Annotated in this window: 24 protein-coding genes; 5 read left to right on the top strand and 19 right to left on the bottom strand. The window is 74.5% G+C overall.

The window, feature by feature from the left end; genetic code table 11:
- Positions 1-5: 5 nt before the first annotated feature.
- The 3 genes from ACI79U_RS15200 to ACI79U_RS15190 form a co-directional block, all read right to left on the bottom strand.
- A complete protein-coding gene (locus ACI79U_RS15200; protein ID WP_457070058.1) occupies positions 6-1,271 on the bottom strand; it encodes an HRDC domain-containing protein in 1,266 nt (421 codons plus the stop codon).
- Positions 1,272-1,291: 20 nt separating this feature from the next.
- Positions 1,292-2,002 carry a LuxR C-terminal-related transcriptional regulator gene (locus tag ACI79U_RS15195; RefSeq protein ID WP_457070044.1) on the bottom strand — a complete coding sequence of 237 codons (711 nt, stop codon included), beginning with the start codon at positions 2,000-2,002 and terminating at the stop codon, positions 1,292-1,294.
- Positions 2,003-2,128: 126 nt separating this feature from the next.
- Complete coding sequence (locus ACI79U_RS15190; RefSeq protein WP_457070042.1) at positions 2,129-2,755, bottom strand: DUF3000 domain-containing protein; 627 nt, start codon at positions 2,753-2,755, stop codon at positions 2,129-2,131.
- Positions 2,756-2,884: 129 nt separating this feature from the next.
- Here ACI79U_RS15190 and hemE point away from each other — a divergent pair, with 129 nt between their 5' ends.
- Together hemE and hemG are read left to right on the top strand one after the other, a co-directional pair.
- A complete protein-coding gene (gene hemE, locus ACI79U_RS15185) occupies positions 2,885-3,931 on the top strand; it encodes a uroporphyrinogen decarboxylase (RefSeq protein ID WP_457070040.1) in 1,047 nt (348 codons plus the stop codon).
- Complete coding sequence (hemG, locus tag ACI79U_RS15180) at positions 3,928-5,292, top strand: protoporphyrinogen oxidase (RefSeq protein WP_457070038.1); 1,365 nt, start codon at positions 3,928-3,930, stop codon at positions 5,290-5,292. Before hemE ends, hemG begins: the two co-directional genes overlap by 4 nt.
- A gap of 67 nt (positions 5,293-5,359) precedes the next feature.
- Here the strand turns inward: hemG and ACI79U_RS15175 are convergent, their stop codons facing one another.
- Positions 5,360-5,830 (bottom strand): Dps family protein, encoded by a 471-nt coding sequence (locus tag ACI79U_RS15175; RefSeq protein WP_457070036.1) that lies wholly within the window; start codon positions 5,828-5,830, stop codon positions 5,360-5,362.
- 158 nt (positions 5,831-5,988) lie between these two features.
- On the opposite strand from ACI79U_RS15175, the gene hemQ reads away from it, so the two are divergent.
- Positions 5,989-6,720 carry a hydrogen peroxide-dependent heme synthase gene (gene hemQ / locus ACI79U_RS15170; protein WP_457070034.1) on the top strand — a complete coding sequence of 244 codons (732 nt, stop codon included), beginning with the start codon at positions 5,989-5,991 and terminating at the stop codon, positions 6,718-6,720.
- A gap of 285 nt (positions 6,721-7,005) precedes the next feature.
- Here the strand turns inward: hemQ and msrB are convergent, their stop codons facing one another.
- Entirely contained in the window at positions 7,006-7,446 is a 441-nt protein-coding gene (gene msrB, locus ACI79U_RS15165) for a peptide-methionine (R)-S-oxide reductase MsrB (protein WP_457070032.1), read from the bottom strand.
- 89 nt (positions 7,447-7,535) lie between these two features.
- Here msrB and ACI79U_RS15160 point away from each other — a divergent pair, with 89 nt between their 5' ends.
- Positions 7,536-8,003 (top strand): hypothetical protein, encoded by a 468-nt coding sequence (locus ACI79U_RS15160; protein WP_457070030.1) that lies wholly within the window; start codon positions 7,536-7,538, stop codon positions 8,001-8,003.
- A 208-nt stretch (positions 8,004-8,211) separates the two neighbouring features.
- Here ACI79U_RS15160 and ACI79U_RS15155 read toward each other — a convergent pair whose 3' ends face one another.
- From ACI79U_RS15155 to ACI79U_RS15145, 3 genes are all read right to left on the bottom strand, one after another.
- The gene (locus tag ACI79U_RS15155; RefSeq protein ID WP_153356009.1) at positions 8,212-8,415 is read right to left on the bottom strand and encodes a cold-shock protein; all 204 of its coding nucleotides are present in this window, start codon (positions 8,413-8,415) and stop codon (positions 8,212-8,214) included.
- A gap of 128 nt (positions 8,416-8,543) precedes the next feature.
- Positions 8,544-8,984: a hypothetical protein gene (locus ACI79U_RS15150; RefSeq protein ID WP_457070028.1), complete on the bottom strand. Its 441-nt coding sequence runs from the start codon at positions 8,982-8,984 to the stop codon at positions 8,544-8,546.
- A 127-nt stretch (positions 8,985-9,111) separates the two neighbouring features.
- Complete coding sequence (locus tag ACI79U_RS15145) at positions 9,112-9,966, bottom strand: LysR family transcriptional regulator (RefSeq protein ID WP_457070026.1); 855 nt, start codon at positions 9,964-9,966, stop codon at positions 9,112-9,114.
- 68 nt (positions 9,967-10,034) lie between these two features.
- Between ACI79U_RS15145 and ACI79U_RS15140 the strand changes: the two genes are divergently transcribed.
- On the top strand, positions 10,035-11,000 hold the full coding sequence (locus tag ACI79U_RS15140; RefSeq protein WP_457072664.1) for an EamA family transporter: 966 nt from the start codon (positions 10,035-10,037) through the stop codon (positions 10,998-11,000).
- On the opposite strand, the gene ACI79U_RS15135 is transcribed toward ACI79U_RS15140, so the two are convergent.
- The 11 genes from ACI79U_RS15135 to glgX form a co-directional block, all read right to left on the bottom strand.
- A complete protein-coding gene (locus ACI79U_RS15135) occupies positions 10,915-12,516 on the bottom strand; it encodes a peptide chain release factor 3 (RefSeq protein WP_457070022.1) in 1,602 nt (533 codons plus the stop codon). The two genes, ACI79U_RS15140 and ACI79U_RS15135, sit on opposite strands and share 86 nt — an antisense overlap.
- 121 nt (positions 12,517-12,637) lie before the next feature.
- On the bottom strand, positions 12,638-13,270 hold the full coding sequence (locus ACI79U_RS15130; RefSeq protein ID WP_457070020.1) for a 5-formyltetrahydrofolate cyclo-ligase: 633 nt from the start codon (positions 13,268-13,270) through the stop codon (positions 12,638-12,640).
- Positions 13,271-13,334: 64 nt separating this feature from the next.
- Positions 13,335-13,982: a cyclodeaminase/cyclohydrolase family protein gene (locus tag ACI79U_RS15125; RefSeq protein ID WP_457070018.1), complete on the bottom strand. Its 648-nt coding sequence runs from the start codon at positions 13,980-13,982 to the stop codon at positions 13,335-13,337.
- A gap of 113 nt (positions 13,983-14,095) precedes the next feature.
- Entirely contained in the window at positions 14,096-15,175 is a 1,080-nt protein-coding gene (locus tag ACI79U_RS15120) for a DNA polymerase domain-containing protein (protein WP_457070016.1), read from the bottom strand.
- Positions 15,176-15,246: 71 nt separating this feature from the next.
- Positions 15,247-16,806 carry an alpha/beta hydrolase gene (locus ACI79U_RS15115; protein ID WP_457070014.1) on the bottom strand — a complete coding sequence of 520 codons (1,560 nt, stop codon included), beginning with the start codon at positions 16,804-16,806 and terminating at the stop codon, positions 15,247-15,249.
- A 78-nt stretch (positions 16,807-16,884) separates the two neighbouring features.
- Positions 16,885-17,973, bottom strand: coding sequence for an ATP-dependent DNA ligase (locus ACI79U_RS15110; protein ID WP_457070012.1), 1,089 nt, complete (start codon positions 17,971-17,973; stop codon positions 16,885-16,887).
- A 147-nt stretch (positions 17,974-18,120) separates the two neighbouring features.
- Entirely contained in the window at positions 18,121-18,831 is a 711-nt protein-coding gene (locus ACI79U_RS15105) for a dihydrofolate reductase family protein (RefSeq protein ID WP_457070010.1), read from the bottom strand.
- Positions 18,832-18,833: 2 nt separating this feature from the next.
- The gene (treZ, locus tag ACI79U_RS15100) at positions 18,834-20,588 is read right to left on the bottom strand and encodes a malto-oligosyltrehalose trehalohydrolase (RefSeq protein WP_457070008.1); all 1,755 of its coding nucleotides are present in this window, start codon (positions 20,586-20,588) and stop codon (positions 18,834-18,836) included.
- A 156-nt stretch (positions 20,589-20,744) separates the two neighbouring features.
- Positions 20,745-21,317, bottom strand: a complete 573-nt coding sequence (locus ACI79U_RS15095; RefSeq protein ID WP_457070006.1) for a transglycosylase family protein — start codon at positions 21,315-21,317, stop codon at positions 20,745-20,747.
- 438 nt (positions 21,318-21,755) lie between these two features.
- Entirely contained in the window at positions 21,756-24,113 is a 2,358-nt protein-coding gene (gene treY / locus ACI79U_RS15090) for a malto-oligosyltrehalose synthase (protein WP_457070004.1), read from the bottom strand.
- Positions 24,110-26,221, bottom strand: a complete 2,112-nt coding sequence (gene glgX / locus ACI79U_RS15085; protein WP_457070002.1) for a glycogen debranching protein GlgX — start codon at positions 26,219-26,221, stop codon at positions 24,110-24,112. Before glgX ends, treY begins: the two co-directional genes overlap by 4 nt.
- Between the last annotated feature and the right edge of the window lie 105 nt (positions 26,222-26,326).

The raw sequence follows: 26,326 nt of genomic DNA, 5'->3' as shown, positions 1-26,326 counted from the left end.
CCGCCTCAACCCTGCGTGATGGCCTCGGTCAGCAGGTCACGGGTCAGCCCGACCTGCCACTCGCGGGCACCACCGGCGCGCAGCGCGGCGGCGACGGAGTCGGCGTCGGCCGGCGCCGGCGGCGTCCACATCAGCCGGCGGACCAGGTCGGGGGAGAGCAGGTTCTCCACCGGCACCGACCACTGCTCGGAGACCTGCGCGAGGCCGGCCCGCGCGGCCTTGAGCCGGGCCGCGGCGGCTGGGTCGCGGTCGGCCCAGCGGTTCACCGGCGGCGGACCGTCGCCCGGGCGGCTGTGCAGCGGCAGCTCGTTCTCCGGCAGCTCGCGCCCCCGGGTCAGCGCCCCGAACCAGGTGCCCACCAGCTTCCGGTTGGCCCGGCCGCGGAACACCGGCAGCTCCAGCAGCGCGCCCTCGCTCTTCGGGTCGGCCTGCACCGCGGAGACGATCGCCGCGTCGGGCAGCACCCGCCCGGGAGCGACGTCGCGGCGGCGGGCCAGGTCGTCGCGGGCCTGCCACAGCGACCGGAGCATGCCCAGCTGCCGCCGGCTGCGCAGGCCGTGCATGCCCGAGGTGCGCCGCCACGGGTCGGCCTTGGGTGCGGGTGGGTCGGCGGCGAGGATCGCCTGGAACTCCTGCCGGGCCCACTCGGTCTTGCCCTGCTCCTCCAGCAGGGCCGCCAGCGCGTCGCGCAGGTCGACCAGCACCTCGACGTCCAGCGCGGCGTAGACCAGCCAGTCCTCGGGCAGCGGGCGGGTGCTCCAGTCGGCCGCCGAGTGCCCCTTCTCCAGCCGGAAGCCCAGCAGCGACTCCACGACGGCGCCCAGCCCCACCCGGGGGAGACCGGCCAGCCGGGCCGCCAGCTCGGTGTCGAACAGCCGGGCCGGGACCAGGCCGATCTCGGCCAGCGACGGGAGGTCCTGGTTGGCGGCGTGCAGCACCCACTCGGCGTCGGCGATCGCGGCCTGCAGCACCGAGAGGTCGGGCAGCGGGACCGGGTCGATCAGGCCGGTGCCGGCGCCCTCGCGGCGCAGCTGCACCAGGTAGGCGCGCTGGCCGTAGCGGTAGCCCGACGCCCGCTCGGCGTCCACGGCGACCGGTCCGGTGCCGGCGGCCAGCGCGTCGGCGTAGGCGACCAGCGCGGTCGAGGTCTCGACGACCGGGGGCAGCCCGTCGCGCGGCGCGAGCAGCGGGGTCGCGGGCGGGCCCTCGTCGACGACGGGCTCCGCCGTCGGGTCGGTGGGGTCGGTGGGCGCGGTGGACTCGGTGGGCAGCTGGGCGCCCGGGTCGGTGCTCAGTTGATGACCCCCGAACGGATGCCGAGCGCCACCATGTGCGCCCGGTCGCCGGTGCCCAGCTTGCGCGCGATGCGCGCCAGGTGGCTCTTCACGGTCAGTGCGGACAGGTCCACCTTCTCGCCGATCTCCTTGTTCGTGTGCCCGTCGGCCACCAGCCGCAGGATGTCCCGCTCGCGCGGGGACAGCTCGCCGACGGCCTCCTCGACCCCGTTCTGGGTCAGGCCCTGGGCGAGGCTGCTGGCGATCCCCGGGTCGGCGTACACCTCGCCGGACAGCGCGGCGCGCAGCCCCTCGGTGAGCACGGCCAGCGGGCTGGTCTTCAGCACGTACCCCTGGACGCCGGCCAGGAAGGCCGCGCGCACCACCGCCGGGTCGGCGAGCGCGGTCAGCACCACGGTCACCGGCCAGCCCTCGGTGCGCAGGGTGGGGAGCAGCTCCAGCCCCCGCCCCGGGTCACCACCGCGCCCGGCGCTCTCCGGACCGGTCCCGGGCAGGTCGACCTCCAGCACGCACAGTGCGCGGGGGCCGGAGACGTGCGCCCGGACCCGGGCCTCCTCCAGCGAGGCGGCCTCCTCGACCTCGCGGGCGCCCAGCGCGCGCAGCCGCCCGGCCAGCGCCTCGCGCAGCAGCGGGGCGGGGTCGACGACGAGCGCGCCGGCGTGCGGACCGAAGAGGGCGCCGTCGGGCCGTGCCCCACCTGCCCCCATCGACCCTCCCGCCGTGGGCCGGCCGCAGGTGGCCCGGCCGCGGCAGCGACCAGGCCGGTCCTCGATCCGGCGTGTCCGATCACTCGGCCGCAGAACCGTTACGCCGAGTGGAGTACGCCGAAGAGTCTAGGCGCGGTCGTCGTCGGCCCGCCCGTTCGCACCGAGCAGGTGGATCCCCGGCGGCGGCAGCCCGGCGGCGTTGCTCAGCACCTCCAGCCAGGCGGCGAGGTGGCGGTCCAGGTCGGTGTCCTCCGCCGTCCAGGAGGCGCGGATCTCCACCTCGACGGAGTGCTCCGGCGCGGCGATCGAGCCGAACCTGGTGGACGCCGTGCGGGTGACGGTGCCGCCCACCGAGTGGTGCCGGGCGCCGGAGCCGGCCAGCGCGTCGGTGAGCCAGCTCCAGGCGACCTCGGAGAACATCGCGTCGTCGACCATGTGCTCGTCGGTGAGCGCCGAGACGAAGCCGACGCAGCGGGTGGTGCCGGCCCAGGCCTCGTGGCCCTCGGGGTCGAACAGCACGATGAACCGGCCGCTGGCCAGGTCCTCGTCCTCGTCGTCGGGATCGGCCACCCGGGCGCCGATCGCGGCGGCGAACGGCGCCAGCCGCTGCGGTGCCGGGATGTGCTCCAGCTCCACCTCCGGCCGGGGGTGGACGGTGGCCAGGGCGGCGAGCGCGGCCACGAACTCCGGCGGGCGAGCCGGGGCCTCCTCGGGCTGCCGCCCCTGCTCGGCGCGCGTGCGCTGCTGAACCACGCCCGCAGGGTAGGTGGCGGACGCCGGTCCGGCAGTACCCGACGCGCGGCGCGACCCAGCCGTGACCTCGGCGACCGGCTCCCGGAGGCGGCCGAGCGGCTCCCGCCGCATCTGGGAGGATGGCCAGTCGTGGGCACCCCAGCGGCACCGGCCGCCGACTCCGATCTGGTCCGGGCGGCTCGGGGGCTGCCGGTCTCGCGCACCCCCGTCTGGTTCATGCGCCAGGCGGGCCGCTCGCTGCCCGAGTACCGGGCGCTGCGGGCGGGCACCGCGATGCTGGCCGCCTGCCAGGACCCCGACCTGGTCACCGAGATCACCCTGCAGCCGGTGCGCCGGCACGGGGTCGACGCGGCGATCCTCTTCTCCGACATCGTGCTGCCGCTGGTCGTGGCCGGGGTGGACATCGAGATCAAGCCCGGCATCGGGCCGGTCGTGGCGCAGCCGATCCGCAGCGTCGCCGACGTCGACGCGCTGCCCCCGCTGGAGCCCGACCGGCTGGAGTTCCTCGCCACCGCGGTGCGCTCGCTGGTCGGGGAGCTGGGCAGCACCCCGCTCATCGGCTTCGCCGGGGCGCCCTTCACGCTGGCCACCTACCTGATCGAGGGCGGCCCGTCCAAGGAGCACGCCCGCACCAAGGCCTTCATGTACGCCGAGCCGGCCGCATGGCAGCGCCTGCTGGAGCGGCTCGCGGTGAGCGCGGCGACCTTCCTGCGGGTGCAGGTCGACAACGGCGCCAGCGCCGTCCAGCTGTTCGACTCCTGGGCCGGGGTGCTGTCCGCGGTCGACTACGGCACCCGGGTGCTGCCGCACTCCCGCGCGGTGTTCGACGGCCTGGGTGACCGGGACGTGCCGAAGGTGCACTTCGGCGTCGGCACCGGGGAGCTGCTGCCGCTGATCGGCGACGCCGGCGCAGACGTCGTCGGCGTCGACTGGCGGGTGCCGCTGGACGAGGCCGCCCGCCGGGTCGGCCCGGGTTACTCGCTGCAGGGCAACCTCGACCCCGCGGTGCTGCTGGCCGACCGGGAGACGCTCGAGCGCGAGGTGCGCCGGGTGGTCGAGCAGGGCCGCGCCGCCCGCGGGCACATCTTCAACCTGGGCCACGGCGTGCTCCCCGACACCGACCCCGGCGCGCTGACCCAGGTGGTCGAGCTGGTGCACGAGCTCTCCGCGAGATGAGCCGCCACCGGCTGGTCGTCGTCGGCGGCGGGCTCACCGGGCTCGCCGCGGCCTGGGCGTGGCGCCGGACCCGTCCCGACGACGAGATCGTGGTGCTCGAGGCCGACCGGCGGCTCGGCGGCAAGCTGGACCGGGTCGAGCTGGCCGGCCAGTGGTACGACACCGGCCCGGAGGCGATGCTCGCCTGGGTGCCGGAGGCGGTCGAGCTGGTCCGGGCGCTCGGGCTGGGCGACCAGCTCGTCGCGCCGCAGACCACGCAGGCGTCGATCGTGCTGCCGGAAGGGCGCTTCCGGCTGCCCGCGGGCACCGTGCAGGGGGTGCCCACCTCCGCCGAGGGGCTGGACGGCGTGCTCACCCCGGCCGGGATCGCCCGGGTGGCCGCCGAGGCCGACCTGCCGCCGCTGCACCTGGACGGCGACGTCGCGGTCGGGCAACTGCTGCGCGAGCGGCTCGGTGACGAGGTCGTCGACCGGCTGCTCGAGCCGCTGCTCGGCGGGGTCTATGCGGGCCGGCCCGACGAGCTCTCCCTGGACGCGACGATGCCCGGGCTGGCCGCCCACCTGCGCCGCGCCACCTCGGTGCTGGGCGCGGCCACCGCCGCCCGCGACGCCGGGGCCCGCAGCCGGGGCGACGTCGACGGCCCGGTCTTCGTGACCGTGGCGCCCGGCATCGGCTCGCTGCCGGAGGCCCTGGTCGCCGCCAGCGGCGCGCAGGTGCGGCTCGGCGCCCGCGCGGACCGGCTGGCGCGGACCGCCGCGGGCTTCACCCTGACGCTGGCGTCGGGGGAGGAGCTGACCGCCGACGCCGTCGTGCTGGCCACCCCGGCCGGGCCGACCGCCGCGCTGCTGGCCGACGTCGCGCCCGACGCGGTGGAGCCGCTGGGCGGCATCCCGTACGCGTCGATGGCCGTGGTGGCGATGGCCTTCCCGGCCCAGGACGTGCCCGCGGGGTCCGGCCTGCTCGTCCCGCCGGTGACCGGCCGGCTGGTCAAGGGCGTCACCGTCTCCTCGGCGAAGTGGCCGCACCTCTCCGACGGCGGGGTGCTGCGGGTCCGCTCGTCGGTGGGGCGCTTCGGTGACGACGCCGCCCTGCACCGGGACGACGCCGAGCTGACCGCCGCCGTGGTGGCCGACGTCGCCGAGCTGCTCGAGCTGGCGCGGCCCGAACCGGTCGAGACCCACCTGGTGCGTTGGGTCGACGGGCTGCCGCAGTACCTCGTCGGGCATCCCGGCCGGGTCGCCGCGATCCGGTCCGCGGTCGCCGCCGTGCCCGGGCTCGCCGTCGCCGGCGCCGCCTACGAGGGCGTGGGGGTGCCGGCCTGCATCCGCGACGCCCGCCGCGCGGTCGCCGCGATCACCTGAGACGCCGGAGGCCGGCTCCCCGGGGTGGGGAACCGGCCTCCGGCGTGGTCGTCCAGTCGCTGCAGGGTCAGTCCTGAGCGGCCTCGGCCTGCCACATCCACCAGTGCTTCTCGAGCGCACCGGTGATCTCGATCATCAGGTCCTGGGTGACCTCGTCGTCCTCGGTCGCCTCGATCCGCTCACGCATGCGCGTGACGACGACCTCGAACACCTCGACGAAGTAGCGGATCGCGTCGTCGGCGTTGATCCAGGCCACCGGGGGCTGGGGGAGTGCGGTGGCGCGCAGCGCCTCGGTGCGGCCGTCGGGCAGCACGCCGATCGCGGCGGCCCGCTCGGCGGCGGTGTCCTGGTACTCGCGGGCGGTGTCGACGACGTCGTCCAGCTGCAGGTGGATGCTGCGGAAGTTGCGGCCCACCAGCGTCCAGTGCACCTGCTTGGCGACCAGGCCCAGGTCGATCAGGTCGACGACGGCGCCCTGCAGCGCCTCACCGGTGACCTTCTGCACGTCCTCGGGCAACGGGCTCTTGATGACGGCCATCTGTCCTCCTCGTGTCGGGCTGACGGTTCAGCCAGTACAAGATCCAACTGGTCGCTACCCCTCCCGTCCGCGGCGGGAAACCCCCGTGTCGAGGCTCACGGGCGTGATCGACGAAGGTCCCTGACCGGCCCGGTGCGGGCGGGGCGACAATGGGTCGCATGAGCGAGCAGCAGAGCGACACGACCCCGGAGCAGCGCAGCGTCGGCAAGCGGGCCACCGAGCTCAACCAGCTGATCCGCTACACCATGTGGTCGGTCTTCAAGCTCGCGCGCCCGCTCGGCGACGACCAGCGCACCGCCCTCGCCGACGAGGTCAGCGGGCTGTTCGAGGAGCTCTCCGGCAAGGACGTCGTCGTCCGCGGGGTCTACGACGTCGCCGGCCTGCGCGCCGACGCCGACCTCATGGTGTGGTGGCACGCCGAGACCCCGGAGGCGCTGCAGGAGGCCTACACCCGGCTGCGCCGCACCGCGCTCGGGCGGCACCTGGAGCCGGTGTGGTCGCAGCTGGCGCTGCACCGGCCGGCGGAGTTCAACCGCAGCCACGTGCCGGCCTTCCTCGCCGACGAGGAGGCGCGCCGCTATGTGTGCGTCTACCCCTTCGTCCGCTCCTACGAGTGGTACCTGCTGCCCGACGAGGAGCGGCGGGACATGCTCAAGGAGCACGGCATGCAGGCCCGCCCCTACCCGGACGTGCGGGCCAACACCGTCTCCTCCTTCGGGCTCGGCGACTACGAGTGGATGCTCGCCTTCGAGGCCGACGAGCTGCACCGCATCGTCGACCTGATGCGCGACCTGCGGGCCAGCCGCGCCCGCCGGCACGTGCGCGAGGAGGTGCCGTTCTACACCGGCACCCGCAAGCCGGTCGAGGAGCTCATCGCCGACCTGCCGTGATGATGGTCGTCCTCCGGACGACACCGCGGCCAGGTGCCGTGCCCCTGGTGAGTTGAGCCGTTGCCCGTGATCCGGCCGGGAGCCTCCGGCCCCGCGTCCGAATCGCGGAGCCGCGGGCCGTCGTCCCCGGCGGGACCCTCCGGGCCCGCGCCGGGGACGAGGGGGTCGCTGGCGCGACACATCGGCGGGTCCGTACTCGTGCCCGACAACGCAGAAGGTGCCTGACAACGCAGAAGGCCCGTCCCCGGTGGGGGACGGGCCTTCGTCGTCTTTTGGTCTGTGCTGTCAGCTCTGCTCGGGGTCGAGCTTGATGCTCACCGAGTTGATGCAGTAGCGGTCGCCGGTGGGGGTCTGCGGCGCGTCGGCGAACAGGTGACCGAGGTGGCTGTGGCAGCTGCCGCAGAGCACCTCGGTGCGCACCATGCCGAGGCTGGCGTCCTCGCGCAGGACGACGTTGTCGGCGGCGGTGGGCTCGTAGAACGACGGCCAGCCGCAGTGCGAGTCGAACTTGGTCCCGGAGGTGAACAGCTCGGCGCCGCACGCCCGGCAGGAGTAGGTGCCGGCGGCCTTGGTGTCGACGTACTCACCGGTCCACGGGCGCTCGGTACCGGCCTGGCGCAGAACGGCGTACTCCTCCGGCGACAGCTGGGCGCGCCACTCCTCGTCGCTCTTGACGACCCGGGGCTGGGCGGCGGGGGTGGTCGGCTGGGAGGCGGATGTGGTCATGCCTCCACGGTACGGCGGGCACGCCACCGGTCACCCCGCCGAGCGACCCGGGTGGCCCGGACCCGGCCGGGACGGCGGACACTGGTGCGGTGACCGCACCCGATGCCCAGCAGCCCCTGTCCGACGTGTGGTTCACCCGCGACCTGCCGGTGCTGCGGACGATCGTGCGGCTGCTCGACGAGCCGCCGCACGGCAGCGCCCCCTACCTCGGCGCGGTGGTCCCGGCCAGCGGTCTGCCCAGGCCGCAGGTCGTGTCGGCGGCCAACGCCCTGGTCTCGGCGGGCTACGTGGTGGCGCTGACCAACCACGCCGGCGACGTCGTCCGGTTCACCTCGGCCTCGGCGGAGGCCCGCCGGCTGGCCGGCCTCTGGCCCACGCCGCAGGGGGAGTGGGAGCGGCTGCTGGAGCAGCTGGAGGTTCGGGCGGCGAACGCGATGAGCGACGTGGAGCGCGACCGCTGGCGGGCCTTCGCCGACGCGGCCGCCGCGGTGGGCCCGCACGACGGCGCCCTGCTGATGTCCGCGCTCATCGGCGGCTACGTCCCGCGCGCCCGCTGAGCTGAGCCCGCGCCTGGACGCAGGCTGGGCCGCCCGCCGTTGTGCACTCGACGTCGATCCGCGCCCGGCAGACCGACGGTCTGTGCACAACGGCGGGGTGGGGCGCGCCCGCTGAGGACTCCGGAACGAGACAGCACCCCCACCCGGCGTGCCGGGTGGGGGTGCTGCAGGTCTTCCTGGGGCCGCGATCAGCCCTGCTCTGAGGAGATCAGAGCGGGTTGACGTTCGCCGCCTGCGGGCCCTTCTGGCCCTGCTCGACGTCGAACGAGATGCGCTGGCCCTCGTCGAGCGAGCGGTACCCGCTGGACTGGATGGCCGAGTAGTGGACGAAGACGTCCGGGCCGCCCCCGTCAGGGGTGGCGAAGCCGAACCCCTTCTCTGCGTTGAACCACTTCACTGTTCCTTCGGGCATTGCTCGCTCCTAGCTGCGGTGGTGCGTCGGGGTCCTGCCAGTGCGCAGGGCCTTCCCGACACACAGAACCCTAGCGGCTCCAGGCCATTCGTGGGGGGTCAGGGACAGATCTGGTACCGGCATGCCGGTCAGAGCAGCCGGCCGTCGTCCTCGGGAAAGGCGTGCGCGGTGCCGGTGGCGGGTGCGTAGGCGTTGACCGGGGCCCCCGGGGACGCCCCGCCCGGACGGTCCGTGGGCGACCACGGCAGGGCCGGTCCGGCGGCGGGGAGCGCCCAGCGCGCCGGCCGCCACGACCGCACCCCGAGGGGCGCCTGCTCGGCGGCCCACCGCTCCTGGGCCAGCCGCGCCTGCTCCTCGCGGTAGGCGCGCACCCAGCGGCGCCAGCGGTGTCCGAGCAGGTCGGCGGCGACCAGCGCGGCCACGAAGACGGCGGCGGCGAGCATCGCGTTGGTGACCGCGGTCGCCACGTCCAGCGGGGTGAGCTCCGGCCAGCCGATGCGCTCCAGCTGGTACCCGATGATCTCGATGACGACGTAGAGCACGCCGTACACCAAGAACGAGACCCTCATCCCTGCTCCCTGCCGATCGGCGCTGACCTGGACGTCAACGGCATCCCAGGTGCCCGCCGGGAGCGCTCGCCCCACCTGGGCGGCCGCGGACCACCCGATCGGGTGGGACCCGGCTGTGCGGTCGGGCTCAGGGGCGGCGGTACAGCTCGGTGAGCAGCTCGACGACGGCCGACGTCGCCGGGTGCGGGTCGTCGCGCCACCAGGCCAGCCGGACGGCGACCGGCTCGGCGTCCCGGATGGGGCGGTAGACGACGCCCGGGCGCTGGTACTGCGCCGCGGTGCCCTCGGTGGTGACGCCGACCGCGCGGCCGGTGGCGATGACGGTGAGCCAGTCGTCGACGTCGTTGGTGTGCTCGATCCGCGGCCGGGCCGGCTCCGGCCACAGCTCCGGCGTCGTGGTGCCGGTCCGCCGGTCCACCAGCAGCAGCCGGTCGCCGAGCTCGGCCAGCCGCAGCGAGCGGCGACGGGCCCACGGATCGTCGGCGGCCAGGGCGCACATCCGCCGCTCGAGCCCGAGCAGCGCGGTGCCGAACCGCCGTTCGTCCAGCGCGACCCGGACGACGGCGAGGTCGCAGGCGCCCTCGGCGAGCCCGGCGGTGGGGGAGTTGGTGCGCACCAGCTGGAGCGGGGTGCCCGGTTGGCCGGCGCTCCAGCGGCGCTGGAAGTCCAGGGTGTGCCGGCCCATCGCCGACCAGGCGTGGCCTATCCGCACGTGGCCGCCGTCGCCGCCGGCCACCCGGTGGAGCTCGGCGGCGTCGGCGAGCAGCCGGCGGGCGCGGGGGAGTACCCGCTGCCCGGCCGTGGTCAGGCCGACCTCCCGGGCCGTGCGGCGCAGCAGTCGGGCGCCCAGGGCCCGCTCCAAGGAGGCCAGGGTGCGGGAGACGGCCGCCTGGGAGACGCCGAGCTCGAGGGCGGCGTCGGTGAAGGTGCCGGCGTCGACGATCGCCACCAGGCAGCGCAACTGGCGGAGTTCGACGTCCATGCGTGCAGCGTATGCATTGCGTGTCGGATGCATTCTGCGCATGGCGACGGTGGCCGCAGGCTGCCGGCATGGTGCGGTCCGGAACAGTGGTGGATGGGGCGCCGGCCTTGCCCGCGGGGGCGGGCGCCGGCCTGCTGCTGATGGCGGGCAGCGCCCTGGCGAACCAGCTCGGTGCCGCGGTGGGCGCGCTGGCGTTCCCGGTGCTGGGGGCGGTCGGCGTGGTCGCCGTCCGGCAGTGGGTCGCCGGGGTGGCGCTCACCGCGCTGGCCCGCCCGCGGCCGTGGACCTTCACCGCCGCCCAGTGGCGGCCGGTGCTGCTGCTGGCCGTCGTCTTCGGCACGATGAACCTGTCGCTGTACTCGGCGATCGACCGGATCGGGCTGGGCCTGGCGGTCACCCTGGAGTTCCTGGGGCCGCTCGCCGTCGCGCTGGTCACCGCCCGAGGGCGGGCACCGCAGCTGTGCGCGCTGGGCGCGGCGGCCGGCGTGCTGGTCCTCACCCGGCCGCAGCCGACCACCGACTACGTCGGCATCGGGCTGGGGTTGCTGGCCGCGGCCTGCTGGGCGGCGTACATCCTGGTCAACCGGGTGCTGGGCGCCCGGGTGCCGGGCCGGACCGGCCCGGCCACCGCGGCGGCGGTGTCGGCGCTGGCCTTCGTGCCGGTCGGGGTGCTGGCGCTCGGGCAGCACCCGCCCTCGCCGGTGGCGCTGGCCTGCGCGGTCACCGCCGGGCTGTTGGCCTCGGCGGTGCCGATGGTGGTCGACGTCGCGGCGCTGCGTCGGGTGCCGACCAGCGCCTACGGCCTGTTCATGAGCATCCACCCGGTGCTCGCCGCGCTGGTCGGGCTGATGGTGCTCGGGGAGTCGCTGGGCTGGGACGCCTGGCTGGGCATCACCGCGATCGTCGGCGCCAACGCCGGCAGCCGGCTGGCCCGGGGCAGCCGGCGGGTCAGCTCAGCTGGGCGGCGACCATCGGGGTCAGCGTCAGGTGCGGCTTGTTCTTCTCCAGCACCCCCAGCGCCCACTTGTTCGTGAACAGCGCCAGCAGCTCGCCGTCGGCGCGCTGCATGACCTCCACGTCGCGGGCGACGGCCAGCTCGGGGGCGGACTCGGCGTCGGTGATGCGGGCGATCTGGTAGGGCAGCCGCTCGAAGGACACCCGGGCGCCGAACTCGTGCTCCATCCGGTGCGAGGCGACCTCGAACTGCATCGGGCCGACGACGGCGAACACCGGGGCGCCGTCGCCGCGGCGCTCGGAGATCAGCACCTGCACCACGCCCTCGCCGCCGAGGGTGTCGATGCCCTTGCGGAACTGCTTGTACTTGCTGGTGTCGGCGGCCCGGACCACCGCGAAGTGCTCGGGGGCGAAGGTGGTCACCGGCGGGTAGTGGACCGGGTGGTCGGCGTAGAGGGTGTCGCCGATGCCGAGCGAGGCGGCGTTGACCAGGCCGACGACGTCGCCGGGGTAAGCGGTCTCGATCGTCTCGCGCTCGCGGCCGAGCACCTGCTGGGCGTACTTGGTGGCGAAGGGGCGGCCGGTGCGGGCGTTGGTGACCACCATGCCGCGCTCGAAGACGCCGGAGCAGACGCGCAGGTAGGCCAGCCGGTCGCGGTGACCGGTGTCCATGCCGGCCTGCACCTTGAAGACGAAGCCGCTGAACGGGGCGTCGATCGGGTGCGGCTTGCCCTCGGCGTCGGGCCGGTCGGCCGGTGGCGGCGCCATCGTCACCAGCACGTCGAGGAGCTGGCCGACGCCGAAGTTGGAGACGGCGGAGGCGAAGAGCACCGGGGTGGTGGCGTGGGCCAGGAACAGCTCCTGGTCGTGCACCTGGCCGGTCTCGGCCAGCAGCTCGGACTCCTCGACCGCGGTGGTCCAGGCCTCGCCCTCCCGGGCGATCGCCTCGTCGGCGGTGAGGACCTGCTCGGGGGCGATGGTGGCGCCGCCGGCGGTGCGGGTGAAGTGCCGGTAGCTGCCGTCGCGGCGGTCCAGCACGCCGCGGAAGTCCCCGGCGATGCCCACCGGCCAGGTCAGCGGGGTGGGGGTGAGGCCGGTGCGGTCGGCGATCTCGTCCATCAGGGCGAGGGCGTCCATGCCGGGGCGGTCCCACTTGTTGACCACGGTGATCACCGGGATGCCGCGGTGCTTGCACACCGCGAACAGCTTCATGGTCTGGGTCTCCAGGCCCTTGGCGGCGTCGACGAGCATAACCGCGGCGTCCACGGCGGTCAGCACCCGGTAGGTGTCCTCGGAGAAGTCGGCGTGCCCGGGGGTGTCCAGCAGGTTGATCACCGCCTTCTCCCCGCCGGCCGGGCCGTACTCGAACTGCAGCGCGGCGGAGGTGATGGAGATGCCGCGGTCGCGTTCCATGTCCATCCAGTCCGACACGGTGCCCCGGCGGCCGGCCTTGCCGTGCACCGCGCCGGCCTGCCCGATCACCCGCGCGTGCAGCGCCAGGGCCTCGGTCAGCGTTGACTTCCCCGCATCGGGGTGGCTGATGACGGCGAACGTCCGCCGCCGGCCCGCCTCGGCCAGTACTGCCTGCTCACTCACGCTGCACTCCTCCGTACCCGGGCATGCGTCGACCCGGAAGGACGTGCGCCGGCGTCCCGATGGTAGGCCGTGCGCGCGCCGGGTCAGCGGGGCCGTTGGGTGCGGGTGCCGGCCGGGCCGGCTACGGGGAGGGCGGCGCCGGCAGCCGCAGCCAGCCGGAGGAGGGGGTGACCACGGCGCCGACGGCGTGGTCGTGCGGTTCCGCAGGCAGGTGGTCGACCAGTTCGTCGTCGAAGACCAGGGCCACCAGGAGCGCGTCGGGCCGGGCGTGCCGGAGCGCGCGGTCGTAGTACCCGCCCCCGCGGCCGAGCCGGACGCCGGCCCGGGACACCGCGAGCGCCGGGACGACGACGACCTCGGCGGTGGCGAGCTCGTCCGGACCGAACCGCGGACCCACCGGCTCGGACAGCCCGTACCGGCCCTCGACGAGCTGGTCGCTGCTCACCGCCCACCGCAGCTCCCGGCCGGTGGCGGGGATGACGGGCAGCAGCACCCGGGCGCCGAGCTGGTCCAGGGCGGAGGGCAGCAGCGGACCGCCCGGCTCGTCCGGCTCGGGCACGTAGGCGGCGATGGTGCGGTGGCCCGCGAGTCCGCGCAGCAGCGCGCTGGTGATCGAGGCGGCGGCCGCGGTCCGCTCCTCGGCGGAGCGGGCCGCGCGGCGGGCCAGCAGGCCCTGCCGGTACTCGGTCTTGGCCCGCGCCGCGTCCTCGGCCGGCCCGCCCGCCGCGGCCGCCCACTGCTCCGGTGACGTCATCGGTCGAGCTCGCGGCGCGCGGGCCGGGTGGCGGGGGCGGTCGGTCCCTCGGGCAGCCCGGACATCAGCGGCCGATGCGGTCGCGGACGGTGGCCTCGACCGCATCGGCCCGCCGGATCAGCTCGTCGACGCGGTCCACGGCTGCGCCGAGATCGGCCCGCGCGTCCTCGTCGGTGATGCCCCGCAGGTTCACCTCGACGGCCAGCCGGGCCGTGACGGCTGCCGCCCGGGCGGCGGCGGTGGCGGCGGCGACGTCGCTGACGACGTTCGGGTTGGCGATCGGCAGCAGCTGCTCGGCCAGCGGGACGAGGGCGGCGGCCGCCTCGATGACGTCCCGGGGCGGCTGGGCTGCCCCGACCTGTGCCGCGTGGACGGCCTCGCGCCGGGACTCCTGCTCCTCCGGGGTGTCCCTGGGCAGCCGGTAGGCCTCGGTGACCGCGGTGAACGCCACCTCGTCCGCCGCCGCGGCCGCCAGGCAGGCGGTGCGCACGGCGTCGGCCTGCTCGGTCACCGCGGAGACGAGCTCCTGGTGCTCGGCGTACTCGTCGCCGGTCGTGAAGCGGCCCACCATGCCGATGAGCGAGGCCGCCAGCGCCGCCTCGATCGCCGCGGTGGCGCCGGCGCCGGGCGCGGGCAGCCGGGCCGCCAACTGCCCCAGGAAGTCGCCCAGCGGCTGGACGTCGACCTCGGGGACCTCTGCCGACCTCGTCATCGCGCCAGCGCCCGGGGAGATGTGTGTGCCCGGGGAGCTCCGTTGCGCGTCATGCCGGCCACTCTGCCAGCGGCCGGCCCCACCGGCGACTCACCGCGGTGATCGGCGGGATCTCAGGCGCTGGGTGCCTTCTTCGCGCGGCTGGGCTGCACCCGCATCGGCTCGCCGGGCATCTTCGGGTAGTCCGGCGGATAGGGCATCTCGCCCAGCCCGAGGTCGCGCTCCTGCCGGTCGGCGAGCTCGATCAGCGGGGTGAGGTCGAAGGCGTGGTCGGCCAGCCCGGCGTGCCTGTCGCCGACCGCCGCGAACCGCTTCGGCATGGTCAGGACGTCGAAGTCGAAGGGCGAGACGTCGGGCAGCTCGTCCCAGTCGACCGGGGCGCTCACCGGGGCGTGCGGCTTCGGCCGGATGGAGTAGGCGGAGGCGATCGTGCGGTCCCGGGCCATCTGGTTGTAGTCGATGAAGATCTTCTCGCCGCGCTCCTCCTTCCACCAGTTCATCGTGACCCGGTCGGGGATGCGCCGTTCCAGCTCCCGGCCGAACGCGATCACCGCCCGGCGCACCTCGGGGAAGGTCCAGCGCGGCTGGATCGGCACGTAGACGTGCACGCCCCGGCCGCCGGACGTCTTCGGCCACCCCTCCATGCCGAACTCGTGCAGCAGCTCGCGCACGTGCGGGGCCACCCAGACGGCGTCGGAGAAGTCGGTGCCCGGCTGGGGGTCCAGGTCGATCCGGATCTGGTCGGGGGACTCGACGTCGCTCTTGGACACCGGCCACGGGTGGAAGGTGAGCGTGCCGAGGTTGGCGCACCAGGCGACGACGGCGACCGAGTCCGGCGCGATCTCGTCGGCGGTCCGCCCGCTGGGGAAGGTGATGTGGGCCGTCGGCACCCAGTCGGGGGCGTTCTTCGGCACCCGCTTCTGGTAGAACGCGTCGCCGGTGTTGTCGACCCGGGTGGAGAGCCGGGCGCCCTCGAAGACGCCGCCGGGCCAGCGTTCCAGCGTCGTCGGCCGGTCGCGCAGCGCGAAGAGGATGCCCTCGCCGACGGAGACGAAGTACTGGACGACGTCGATCTTGCGGATGCCCTTGTCGGCGAAGTACGGCTTCTCCGGGTTGCTCACCCGGACCTCGTGCCCGTCGACCTCCAGGACCACGGCGTCCTTGCTGCTGGCCATCGGGCTCCGTCCGCTCACGTGCGCTGGCTGGTCCTCCGGCTGGTCAGCTTCCGGCCCGCCGGCCGCCCGCGCAAGATCAGGCCACCGCATCAGGCCGGGCAGGTGATCCCCTCGGGCGGCGCCACCAGGTCGATCAGGTAGGCGTTGACCGCCTGGGTCACGCACTCGGTCTTGGGGTAGGCGGTGTGCCCGCTGCCCTCCCAGGTCAGCAGCACGCTGTTGGCCAGTTCCGCGGCCATGTCCACGGCGCCCTGCCCCGGGGTCACCGGGTCGGCCTGGGTGCCGACGACCATGATCGGTGCGCTGCCGGCGGCGTCCCGCTCCGGCAGCGGCGTGGTCGGTGCCTCCCAGGCAGAGCAGGTGTAGAGCCCCAGCGCGGCGTCCGCGCCGAACAGCGGGTACCGGGCGTTCCAGTCGGCGGCCAGCGCCGCGACCTCCTCGGTGGTGAACTGCTCCTGGCCGTCGGCGCAGCTGATCGCCAGGTTGGCGTCGACGACGTTGCTGTAGCTGCCGTCGTCGGTGCGGCCGGTGTAGGTGTCGGCGAGGGTCAGGATGCCGGCGGCGTCGCCGTCCCGGGCGGCGGCCAGCGACTGGGCCAGCTGCGGCCAGGCGCTGGGCTGGTAGAGCGCCGAGCGGACGCCGTTGACCACCAGGCCGGGGGTGGCCTGGCGGGTCTCACCCTCGCGCGAGCTGGGGATGGGGGCGGCGGCCGCCTGCTCCAGGAGGGCGTTGAGCGCCCCCCGCGGGTCGTCGCCCAGCGGGCACCCGCTGATCAGGCCGGTGCAGTTGGCGGCGAACGCGTCGAAGGTGGCCTCGAAGCCCACGGCCTGCGCCTCGGCCCGCTCCTGGTCGGTGGCGGTCGGGTCGACCGCGCCGTCCAGCGCCAGGGCGCGCACCCGGTCGGGGAACAGCTCGGCGTAGGTCGAGCCGAGCGTCGTCCCGTAGGAGTAGCCGAGGAAGGTCAGCTGCTCGTCGCCGAGGGACTCGCGCACGAGGTCCAGGTCCCGGGCGGTGTCGACGGTGTTGAAGGCGCCGAGCGCCTCGCCGTACTCCGCGCTGCAGGCGGCCGCGACCTCGTCGACCAGGTCGAAGGTGGCGGTCACGTTCGGCTCGTCCAGCGCGCGGGGGTTCGCCGCGAACAGCGCGTCCTTCTGCTCGTCGGTGACGCACTCCACCGGCGTGGAGAGCCCCACCCCGCGCGGGTCGACGCCGACGACGTCGAACCGGGCGAGCACCTCCGGCGGCAGGGTCAGCGCCGCCTGGATGGCTGCGTCGCTGGCCGAGACGCCCGGGCCACCGGGGTTGACCACCAGGGAGCCGATCCGGTCGGTCTGACCGGCGGCCGCGGCGCGCACCAGGAACAGCTGCAGGTCGCCGCCGTCGAGGTCGTCGTAGTCGGCCGGCACGGTGGTGGTGCCGCACTCGAAGAGCAGCTCGCGCTCCGAGCCGGGGCGGCCGGCGATGATCTGGTCGATGTCGGTGTCGCAGTCGGTCCACTCGATCGGCTGCGCCTCGGGCTCGGCGGGGGCGGTGGGGGAGCTGCTGGCCTGCTCGGCGTCGTCCCCGGAGGAGGTGCAGCCGGTCAGCGCCACGGCGGCGGCGAGGAGGGCCCCGCCCAGGGCGGCGATCGGTCGGCGGTGCGCGTACATGATCGCCAAGCGTAGGAGGCGATCGCGGAGGTGGCTGCCGCAACGACCGTGGCGTGCCCCTCAGCCGGTTCGGCCGGCTCAGCCGCCGAGGACCTCGCCCAGGTCGTAGCGCACCGGCACCTCGAGCTGGTCGTAGGTGCACGAGCGGGCGTCCCGGTCGGTGCGCCAGCGCACGAACTGGCCGGTGTGCCGCAGTCGGCTGCCCTCGAGCTGGTCGTACCTGATCTCCACCACGAGCTCCGGGCGCAGCGGCACCCAGGAGAGGTCCTTGCCGGCGTTCCAGCGGCTGGTGGCCCCGGGCATCCGGCGCTCGCCGTCCTCGCCCGTCCCCGTTGCCGACGTCGAGGCGTTGGCCCAGTCCTGCCACGGGTGGCCGTCGAGCGCCTGGGCGCGGTAGGGGGCGAGCTCCTCGACCAGTTCGGCGCGGCGCTTCATGGTGAAGGAGGCGGCGACGCCGATGTGCTGCAGGGTGCCGGCGTCGTCGTAGAGGCCGAGCAGCAGCGACCCGACGACGGGGCCGCTCTTGTGCCAGCGGAAGCCGGCGACCACGCAGTCGGCGGTGCGCACGTGCTTGACCTTGGTCATCAGCCGCTGGTCGGGGGAGTAGGGCTGGTCGCCGCGCTTGGCGATGACGCCGTCGAGCCCGGCGCCCTCGAACTCGTGGAACCAGCGCTGCCCGACCTCGGCGTCGCGGCTGATGGCGCTGACGTGGACCGGTGCCTCGGCGGTGGCCAGGGCCTCGCGGAGCCGGGCCTGGCGCTGCGCGAACGGGGTCCCCAGCAGTGACTCGTCGCCCAGGGCGAGCAGGTCGAAGGCGACGAACGACGCCGGGGTCTCGGCGGCCAGCCGGTTGACCCGGGAGGCGGCCGGGTGGATCCGCTGCAGCAGCGACTCGAAGTCCAGCCGGTCGCCACGCGGGACGACGATCTCGCCGTCGACCACGCACCGCTCGGGCAGCTGTGCCTTCGCCGCCTCGACGATCTCGGGGAAGTAGCGGGTGAGCGGGCGCTCGTTGCGGCTGCCCAGCTCGACCTCGTCGCCGTCCCGGAACACGATGCAGCGGAACCCGTCCCACTTGGGCTCGTAGAACCAGTCCTCGCCGGTGGGCAGCGCGGCCGCGGGCTTGGCGAGCATCGGCTTGACCGGGGGCAGCACGGGCAGGTCCATGGGCGTCAGTCAAGCAGCCCCGGGCGGTCGTCGAGCGCAACGATCACGGCCGGCCCGGCTGTCCCACGAGGTGGAGCCGGCCAACCGCCCGTCGAGCCGCGTCACGACGCGGCTGGAGGGACGGGAGCCCGGCTCGACCTCCGGCGGTCAGCGCACCGCGTAGCGGGTGAAGAGCACGCCGTCCTCGGTGAGCACCTGCAGCAGCTCGGCGCGGAGCGGGGCGGGCAGGGCCTCGGGGACGAGCCCCGGACCGCCGCCGACGAGCAGCGGGGAGACCGACAGGTCCAGCTCGTCGACCACGCCCGCGGTGAGGGCCGCCGTCAGCAGCGCCGGCCCGCCCTCGCAGACCAGCTGCCCCAGTCCGCGCTCGGCGAGCCCGGACAGGGCCGCGGGCAGGTCCACGTCGTCGTCGCCGCAGACCAGCACGTCGACCCCGGCCGCGGCCAGCGCCGCCCGGCGCGACGGCTCGGCCGCCGCGCAGGTGACCAGCACGGTGGGCGCGACGGCGTCGGTGACCAGCTGGTCGTCCGGCCGGAGCGACGCCCGCCGCGAGACCACCACCACCGGCATGACCGGCTCGCGGCCCAGTTCGGTGCGCAGCCGGCCGACGGCGGAGTCGGGCAGCACCGGGCGGTAGCCCTCGGCCGCCGCCGTCCCGGCGCCGACGAGCACGCCGTCGGACAGCGCCCGCAGGGTGCGGAACACCCGGCGGTCGCCGTCCGAGCCGAGCGCTCCGCTGCGGCCGTCGACGCTGATCGCGCCGTCCAGGGAGGCGATGAAGTCCACCCGCAGGTGCCGGCCCGGCGCGACGCGGTAGGCGTCGGCCAGGCCGGCGGGGTCGCGGGGGAGGTCGCGCACCGTCAGCGGGTGCTGACGACGGCCGCGGTCTCCGCCGGCAGCGTCACCGTCTCGCCGTCCAGCTGCGGGGCCTCGCCGGTGCTGAACAGCACCTCGCCGGCCGCGGCGTCCAGCTCGATCCGCCGCTGCTCACCGGAGAGGTTGGCCACCACCCGCAGCGACCCCCGTTCCACGACCACCCAGCGCTCCTCGTCGTCCCAGGTGACGCCGGTCGCGGACAGGTCGGGGTCGAGCAGCTCCGGCTGCTGCTTGCGCAGCGCCAGCAGCGTCTTGTGGGTGGCCAGGAGGCCGGCGTGCGGCTCCCGCGCCGGCTCCGACCAGTCGAGCTTGGAGCGGGTGAAGGTCTCCGGGTCCTGCGGGTCGGGGACGACGGCGGCGTCCCACCCGTGCGCGGCGAACTCGCCGATCCGGCCCTCGGCGGTGGCCTTGCCCAGCTCCGGCTCGGGGTGGCTGGTGAAGAACTGCCACGGCGTCGCGGCGCCCCACTCCTCGCCCATGAAGAGCATCGGGGTGAACGGGCTGGTCAGCACCAGGGTGGCGCCGACGGCGAGCAGGCCGGGGGAGAGGGTCGCGGAGATCCGGTCACCGACGGCGCGGTTGCCGATCTGGTCGTGGTCCTGCAGGTAGCCGAGGAACTTCCAGCCCGGCAGCTGGGTGGTGTCGACCGGCCGGCCGTGGTGCCGGCGGCGGAAGCTGGACCAGTCGCCGGCGTGGAAGTAGGCGCCGGTGAGCACCCGGGCCAGGCCCTCGAGGCCGGCGTCGGCGAAGTCGGCGTAGTAGCCCTGCGCCTCACGGGTCAGCTGGGTGTGCAGCGAGTGGTGGAAGTCGTCGCTCCACTGCGCGTCGATGCCCGTGCCGCCGGCCACCCGGGGGGTGACCATCCGCGGGTCGTTGAGGTCGCTCTCGGCGATCAGCGTGAGCGGGCGGCCGAGCGCCACCGACAGCTTCTCGGTCTCGATCGCCATCTCCTCGAGCACGTGCGTCGCGCGCTCGTCGACCAGCGCGTGCACGGCGTCCAGCCGCAGCCCGTCGACGTGCATGTCGCGCAGCCACATCTGCACGTTGTCGAGGATGTAGCGGCGCACCTCGTCGGAGTCGGGCCCGGACAGGTTGATCGAGTCGCCCCAGGTGTTCGCCCCGCCCTCGGAGAAGATCGGGAAGAACTCCGGCAGGTAGTTCCCCGACGGGCCGAGGTGGTTGTAGACGACGTCCTGGATCACGCCCAGGCCGCGCTGGTGGCAGGCGTCGACGAAGCGCTGGTAGGCGGCCGGGCCGCCGTAGGTCTCCTGCACGGCGTACCAGGCGACGCCGTCGTACCCCCAGTTGTGGGTGCCGTTGAAGGCGTTGACCGGCAGCAGCTCGACGAAGTCGACGCCGAGGTCGACCAGGTGGCCGAGCCGGTCGACGGCGGCGTCCAGCGTCCCCTCGGGGGTGAACGTGCCGATGTGCATCTCGTAGACGACGCCCCCGGCGAGCGGGCGGCCGGTCCACGCGGCGTCGCCCCAGGAGTACGTGGCGGGGTCGTAGCGGCGGGACAGCCCGTGCACCCCGTCCGGCTGGCGGCGCGAACGCGGGTCCGGGCGGGGGGTCTCGGTGTCGCCGAGCAGGAAGCCGTAGTCGCTCTCCGGCTCCGCGGGCACCGTGGCCCGCCACCAGCCCTCGTCGTCGCGCTTCATGTCGTGCACCTGGCCGTCGACCTGCAGGCGCACCCGCTCGGGGAGCGGGGCCCAGACGGAGAACTCGACGGGCTCGGACATGCGGGGGCCTCCTGGGGGCGGGGCAGGGCAACGTGGGGCAGGGCGGGACGGGTGGCTGCCCGATCATGCCCGCCCGGCGCGCGGTCAACCGTGCCGCGCGACACCCCGCCGGAGCCGGGTGGCCCGGGCGCTCGCCCCGGCCACCCGGCCGCCCGATCAGACGGACAGGACCTGGCCGACGTAGATCAGGTGCGGGTTGCTGACCACGTCGCGGTTCTGCTCGAACAGCTGCTGCCAGCTGGTCCCGTGCGCGGCCGCGATCGTCCCCAGCGAGTCGCCGGGCGCGACCGTGTACGTCGCCCCGGCCGGAGCGGCGGGGGCAGGCGCCGGCGCCGGGGCGGGTGCGGGGGCGGGGGCCGACGCCGCGACGGGCGTCGTCCCCTCGGTCAGGAACCGACCGCAGGCCGGCCACGCGCCGACGCCCTGGCCGACGAGCACCCGCTCGGCCACGGCGATCTGCTCCGCCGGCGTGGCCAGGTCGGCCCGCGGCGCGAACTCCAGGCCACCGTAGCCCTCCCAGGTGGGCTGGAAGAACTGCAGGCCGCCGTAGTAGCCGTTGCCGGTGTTGATGCTCCAGTTGCCGCTGGACTCGCACTGCGCGACGCCGCTCCAGTCGTGCTGCGGCGCGGCGGACGCCGGTGCGGCGAACGCGCCGACCGCGAGGGCGGCCGCGCCGGTGGTGAGGGCGCCGCGGCGGACCAGCCGGCGGGTACGGGTGGACTCGGTCATGGGGATCCTCCGATCGCCGCCTGCGGGGTGAGCTGTCGGGTTCGGGCGATCGGTGCCCGGCCGCGCGCCCGCTCCGACGGCCCGGCACGGAGCCGGGTGTCGGACGAGCGGTGCGGCTTCACCCCGAGACGCGCGCACGGATGTGCGGTCGCGCCGGAGATGGGTCCCCCGCCCCCGTCCTGGGGTTCGGTTGAGGTCACCGGCGGACGGGGTTGGGCGGTCCGGTGCCGCACCCGGCCGGGAGGGCCCGGGCGCCCGACCGACGCTAGGTGGCGCACGACGGGTCCCGCACGCGCAGCGGCGACAGGCCCGCCGTCGCTCACCGACCGTCGGCAGCCGTTCACGAACGGTCGAGATCCGAGACCCCAGAGTCCGAGGTTGCGCTCCGCACCTCCGGCTGGGCCGGCGGCCGGGTCCGTAGACCCGACCGCCGGCTGCTCAGTCCCGGACCAGCAGGGCGACCGGCAACTGGGCGAGCAGCTCCGCGGCCCGGACGCCGTGGGCGTCGGAGACCACGCGGGTGCCGGTGAACAGGTCGCGCCACGCGCCGGTGGGCAGCGCCAGCCCGGTGTCGCCCCAGCCGGTCGCGGCCAGGTGCACCGGCCGGCGGGTCGCCACCGTCGCCACGCCACCGCGGTCGAAGGCGACGACGTGGTCGGCGGCGGCCCCGGTGGCCTGCACCGGCGTGTACCCGGCGAACGCCTCCGGGTGCTCCCGCCGGTGCCGCAGCGTGCGGGAGACGACCAGCAGCTTCGCGGCGCCCTCGGCGTCGACCGACGGCACCCAGCCCTCGTCGAGCCGGGCGAGCAGCCGCCGTCGGAGGTCGTAGTCGACCGGACGGCGGTTGTCCGGGTCGACCAGCGAGAAGTCCCAGAGCTCGCTGCCCTGGTAGACGTCCGGGACGCCGGCGATGGTGAGCTGCAGCAGCTTCTGCGACAGCGAGTTCGACCAGCCGAACGGCGCGATGCGGGCCACGAACCGCTCGATCTCGGCGTGCGTCGTGGAGTCGTCGAACGCCGCGTCGACCAGGGCGTGCAGCTGGTCCTCGAACTCCTGCACCGGGTTGGTCCAGGTGGTCGAGGTGCCGGCCTCCCGGGCCGCCTTCTCCACGTAGGCGTGCGCCCGCTCCCGGGACAGCGGCCAGGCACCGACCAGGTTCTGCCACACCAGGTGCGCCAGCGACCGGTCGGCGAGCGGGTGCCGGCCCAGCCAGCCGCGCACCAGGCCGGCCCACTCGGTCGGCATCTCGGCCAGCACCGCCAGCCGGGCCCGGACGTCCTCGCTGCGCTTGGTGTCGTGCGTGGACAGCGTGGTCATCGACGCCGGCCGGTGCGCTGCGCGGTGCTGCTGCGCCTGGTGGAACTCCGCGACCGAGCTGCCGAACCGGGCCGGGTCACCGCCGACCTCGTTGAGCGCGACGAACCGCGCCCAGCGGTAGTAGGCGCTGTCCTCCACGCCCTTGGCCATCACCGGGCCGGAGGTCTGCTCGAAGCGGGTGGCCAGCTCGGTGCCGGCCGAGCCGAGCAACGGGTGCAGCGCGTCGACGGCGGTGGCCAGGTCGGGCCGCCGCAGCTTGACCGCCGCGACCGTCTCGTCCAGGTGCTCGCGGCCGTCGGGCAGGTAGCTGCGGTAGACCGGGAAGGACGCGAGCAGCTCGGCCAGCCCCTCGGTCACCTGGGCGGGCGCGACTGCACTGCCGCCCGCCCGCCCGAGGTCGCCGACGATCCGCTGCAGCCGGGCCACCTCCGAGCCGAGCATCCCGTCGGTGACCTCACGCTTGCAGCCGTGCACCAGCTGCGCGTAGTCGACCCGGCCGCCGGCCAGCTCGGTGTCCAGCGCGGTGAACGCGGGCTCCCCGGCCGGGTCGATGAGCACCCCGTCGACCTCGGCGAGCGCGTCGTAGCCCGTCGTCCCGGCCGTCTGCCAGCTCGCGGGCAGCTCCTCGCCGGGCTCGAGGATCTTCTCCACCACGGTCCACCGGTGGCCGGTCGCCGCGGCGAGCCGGTCCAGGTAGCCCTTCGGGTCGGCCAGCCCGTCCGGGTGGTCGATCCGCAGCGCGTCGACCGAGTCGTTCGCGACCAGCTCGACGACCAGCGCGTGGGTGGCCCGGAAGACCTCCGGGTCCTCCACCCGCAGCCCGGCGAGGGTGTTGATCGCGAAGAACCGTCGGTAGTTGAGCTGGTCGTCGGCGCGGCGCCAGTCGACCAGCTCGTAGTGCTGCCGGTCGTGCACCGCCCGCGGGTCGTCCCCCGGGGACGCCGTGCCCGGCGCCACGGGGAAGCGGTTGTCGTAGTAGTGCAGCTCCAGCTGACCGTCGACCTCGGTGAGCTCCAGCTGCGCGACGTCGTCCGCGCTGCCCAGCACGGGGATGCGGATCCGGCCGCCGCCGAAGTCCCAGTCGACGTCGAAGGCGTCGGCGTGCGCGGACTCCCGCCCGTGCTGCAGCAGGTCCCACCACCAGCCGGACTCGGCGGGGTCGGAGACGCCCATGTGGTTGGGCACCAGGTCGAGCACCAGGCCCAGGCCGTGCTCGTGCAGCTGCGCCACGAAGCGGTCCAGGCCCGGCCGCCCCCCGCGCGGCTCGTCGATGTGCGCGTGGTCGGTGGTGTCGTAACCGTGCGTGCTGCCCGCCGCCGACCGCAGCAGCGGCGAGGAGTAGGCGTGGCTGACCCCGAGATCGGCCAGGTAGCCGGCCACCGAGGCCGCGTCGTCCAGGGTGAAGTCGGCGGTCACCTGCAGCCGGTAGGTGCCCGAGGGCACCTCCCGGCCGCGGCCGCCGGTCGACGGCGTCGTCACGGCGCGGCTGCCTGCAGGACGACGGTCGACCGCGCCTTCAGGGTGATCTTCGCCCCGGGCTTCAGCTCGACCTGCTCGAGCTCGCCCAGTTCCGCGGTGTCGACGACGAGCGTCCAGCTCTCCGCGTAGTCCTCGCTGGGCAGGGTGAACTTGATCGCCTCGTGCGAGGCGTTGAACGCCAGGTAGAAGTGGTCGTCGCTGACGTACTCGCCGCGGTCGTCCATCTCCCGGATGCCGTGGCCGTTGAGGTACATCGCCAGCGACTTGGCGGAGCCGTCGGACCAGTCCGCGTCGTCCATCGGCTCGCCGTCGGCGCCCAGCCAGGCGATGTCCTGCTGGGGGTCGGTCTCCTCCCACGGGACGGGGCGCCCGTGGAAGAACCGCCGGCGGCGGAATGTGGGGTGGTCGGTGCGCAGCCGGGTGACCAGCTTGGTGAACTCCAGCAGCCCCTCGTCGACGTCCTCCCAGTCGATCCAGGTCAGCTCGGAGTCCTGGCAGTAGCCGTTGTTGTTGCCGCCCTGGCTGCGGCCCAGCTCGTCACCGTGCAGCAGCATCGGCACGCCCTGGCTGAGCATCAGCGTGGCGATGAAGTTGCGGCGCTGCCGCGCCCTCAGCTCGAGCACCTGGCGGTCCTTCGTCGGGCCCTCGACGCCGCAGTTCCAGCTGCGGTTGTGGCTCTCGCCGTCGTTGTTGCCCTCGCCGTTGGCCTCGTTGTGCTTGTCGTTGTACGAGACCAGGTCGTTGAGGGTGAACCCGTCGTGTGCGGTGACGAAGTTGATGCTCGCCACCGGCCGGCGACCGGCGTGCTGGTAGAGGTCGGCGGAGCCGGAGATGCGGCTGGCGAACTCGCCGAGGGTGCCGTCGTCGCCGCGCCAGTAGTCGCGCACGCTGTCCCGGTACTTGCCGTTCCACTCCGTCCACAGGGCCGGGAAGTTGCCGACCTGGTAGCCGCCGTCGCCGACGTCCCAGGGCTCGGCGATCAGCTTCACCTGGCTGACGATCGGGTCCTGGTGCACCAGGTCGAAGAACGCCGACAGCCGGTCGACCTCGTGGAACTGGCGGGCCAGGGTGGAGGCCAGGTCGAAGCGGAAGCCGTCGACGTGCATCTCGGTCACCCAGTAGCGCAGCGAGTCCATGATCAGCTGCAGCGACTGCGGGTCGCGGACGTTGAGCGAGTTCCCGGTGCCGGTGGTGTCCATGTAGTACTTCTCGTCGCCCTCGACCAGCCGGTAGTAGGCCCGGTTGTCGATGCCCTTGAAGGACAGGGTGGGGCCCAGGTGGTTGCCCTCGGCGGTGTGGTTGTAGACGACGTCGAGGATCACCTCGATGCCCGCCTCGTGCAGGGCGCGGACCATGCCCTTGAACTCCTGCACCTGCTGGCCGTCGGTCGACTGGGCGTACTCGTTGTGCGGGGCGAAGAAGCCGATCGTGTTGTAGCCCCAGTAGTTGCGCAGCCCCTTCTGCAGCAGGGTGTGGTCCTGCACGAACTGGTGCACCGGCATGAGCTCGATCGCGGTGACGCCGAGGTCGGTGAGGTGCTCGATGACCGCGGGGTGGGCGATGCCGGCGTAGGTGCCGCGCAGGTCCTCGGGCACCCGCGGGTGCGTCATCGTCAGCCCCTTGACGTGGGCCTCGTAGATGACCGTCTTCTGGTACGGCGTCTTCGGCGGCCGGTCGGTGCCCCAGTCGAAGAACGGGCTGACGACGACGGACTTCGGCATGTGCACGGCGGAGTCGTCGTCGTTGCGCTCACCGGTCTCGAAGTGGTAACCGAAGACCGCCTCGTCCCAGTCGATCTGCCCGTCGATCGCCTTGGCGTACGGGTCGAGCAGCAGCTTGTTCGGGTTGCAGCGCTGGCCCTGGTCCGGGTCGTAGGGCCCGTAGACCCGGTAGCCGTACCGCTGGCCGGGCTGGATCCCCGGGAGGAAGGCGTGCCAGACGAACGCGTCGCGCTCGGGGAGCCGGACGCGCTCCTCGTTGCCCTGGTCGTCGAACAGGCAGAGCTCGACCTTCTCGGCGACCTCGCTGTAGATGGCGAAGTTCGTGCCCGTGCCGTCGTAGGTCGCACCGAGCGGGTAGTCGGAACCGGGCCACACCTGGGTGGTCATGGGAGAGGTCGTCCTCCTGGCTGAGGCCCCCGGTCTGGGGGCTGGCGTCACACCCCTGGTCCGTGACCGGACCGGGGGTTCGCCGTCGGATGCCCGCAACGGGCC

It is taken from the genome of Modestobacter sp. SYSU DS0904 (genome assembly GCF_054051115.1).
This window is presented reverse-complemented; position numbering and strand designations above follow the sequence as displayed.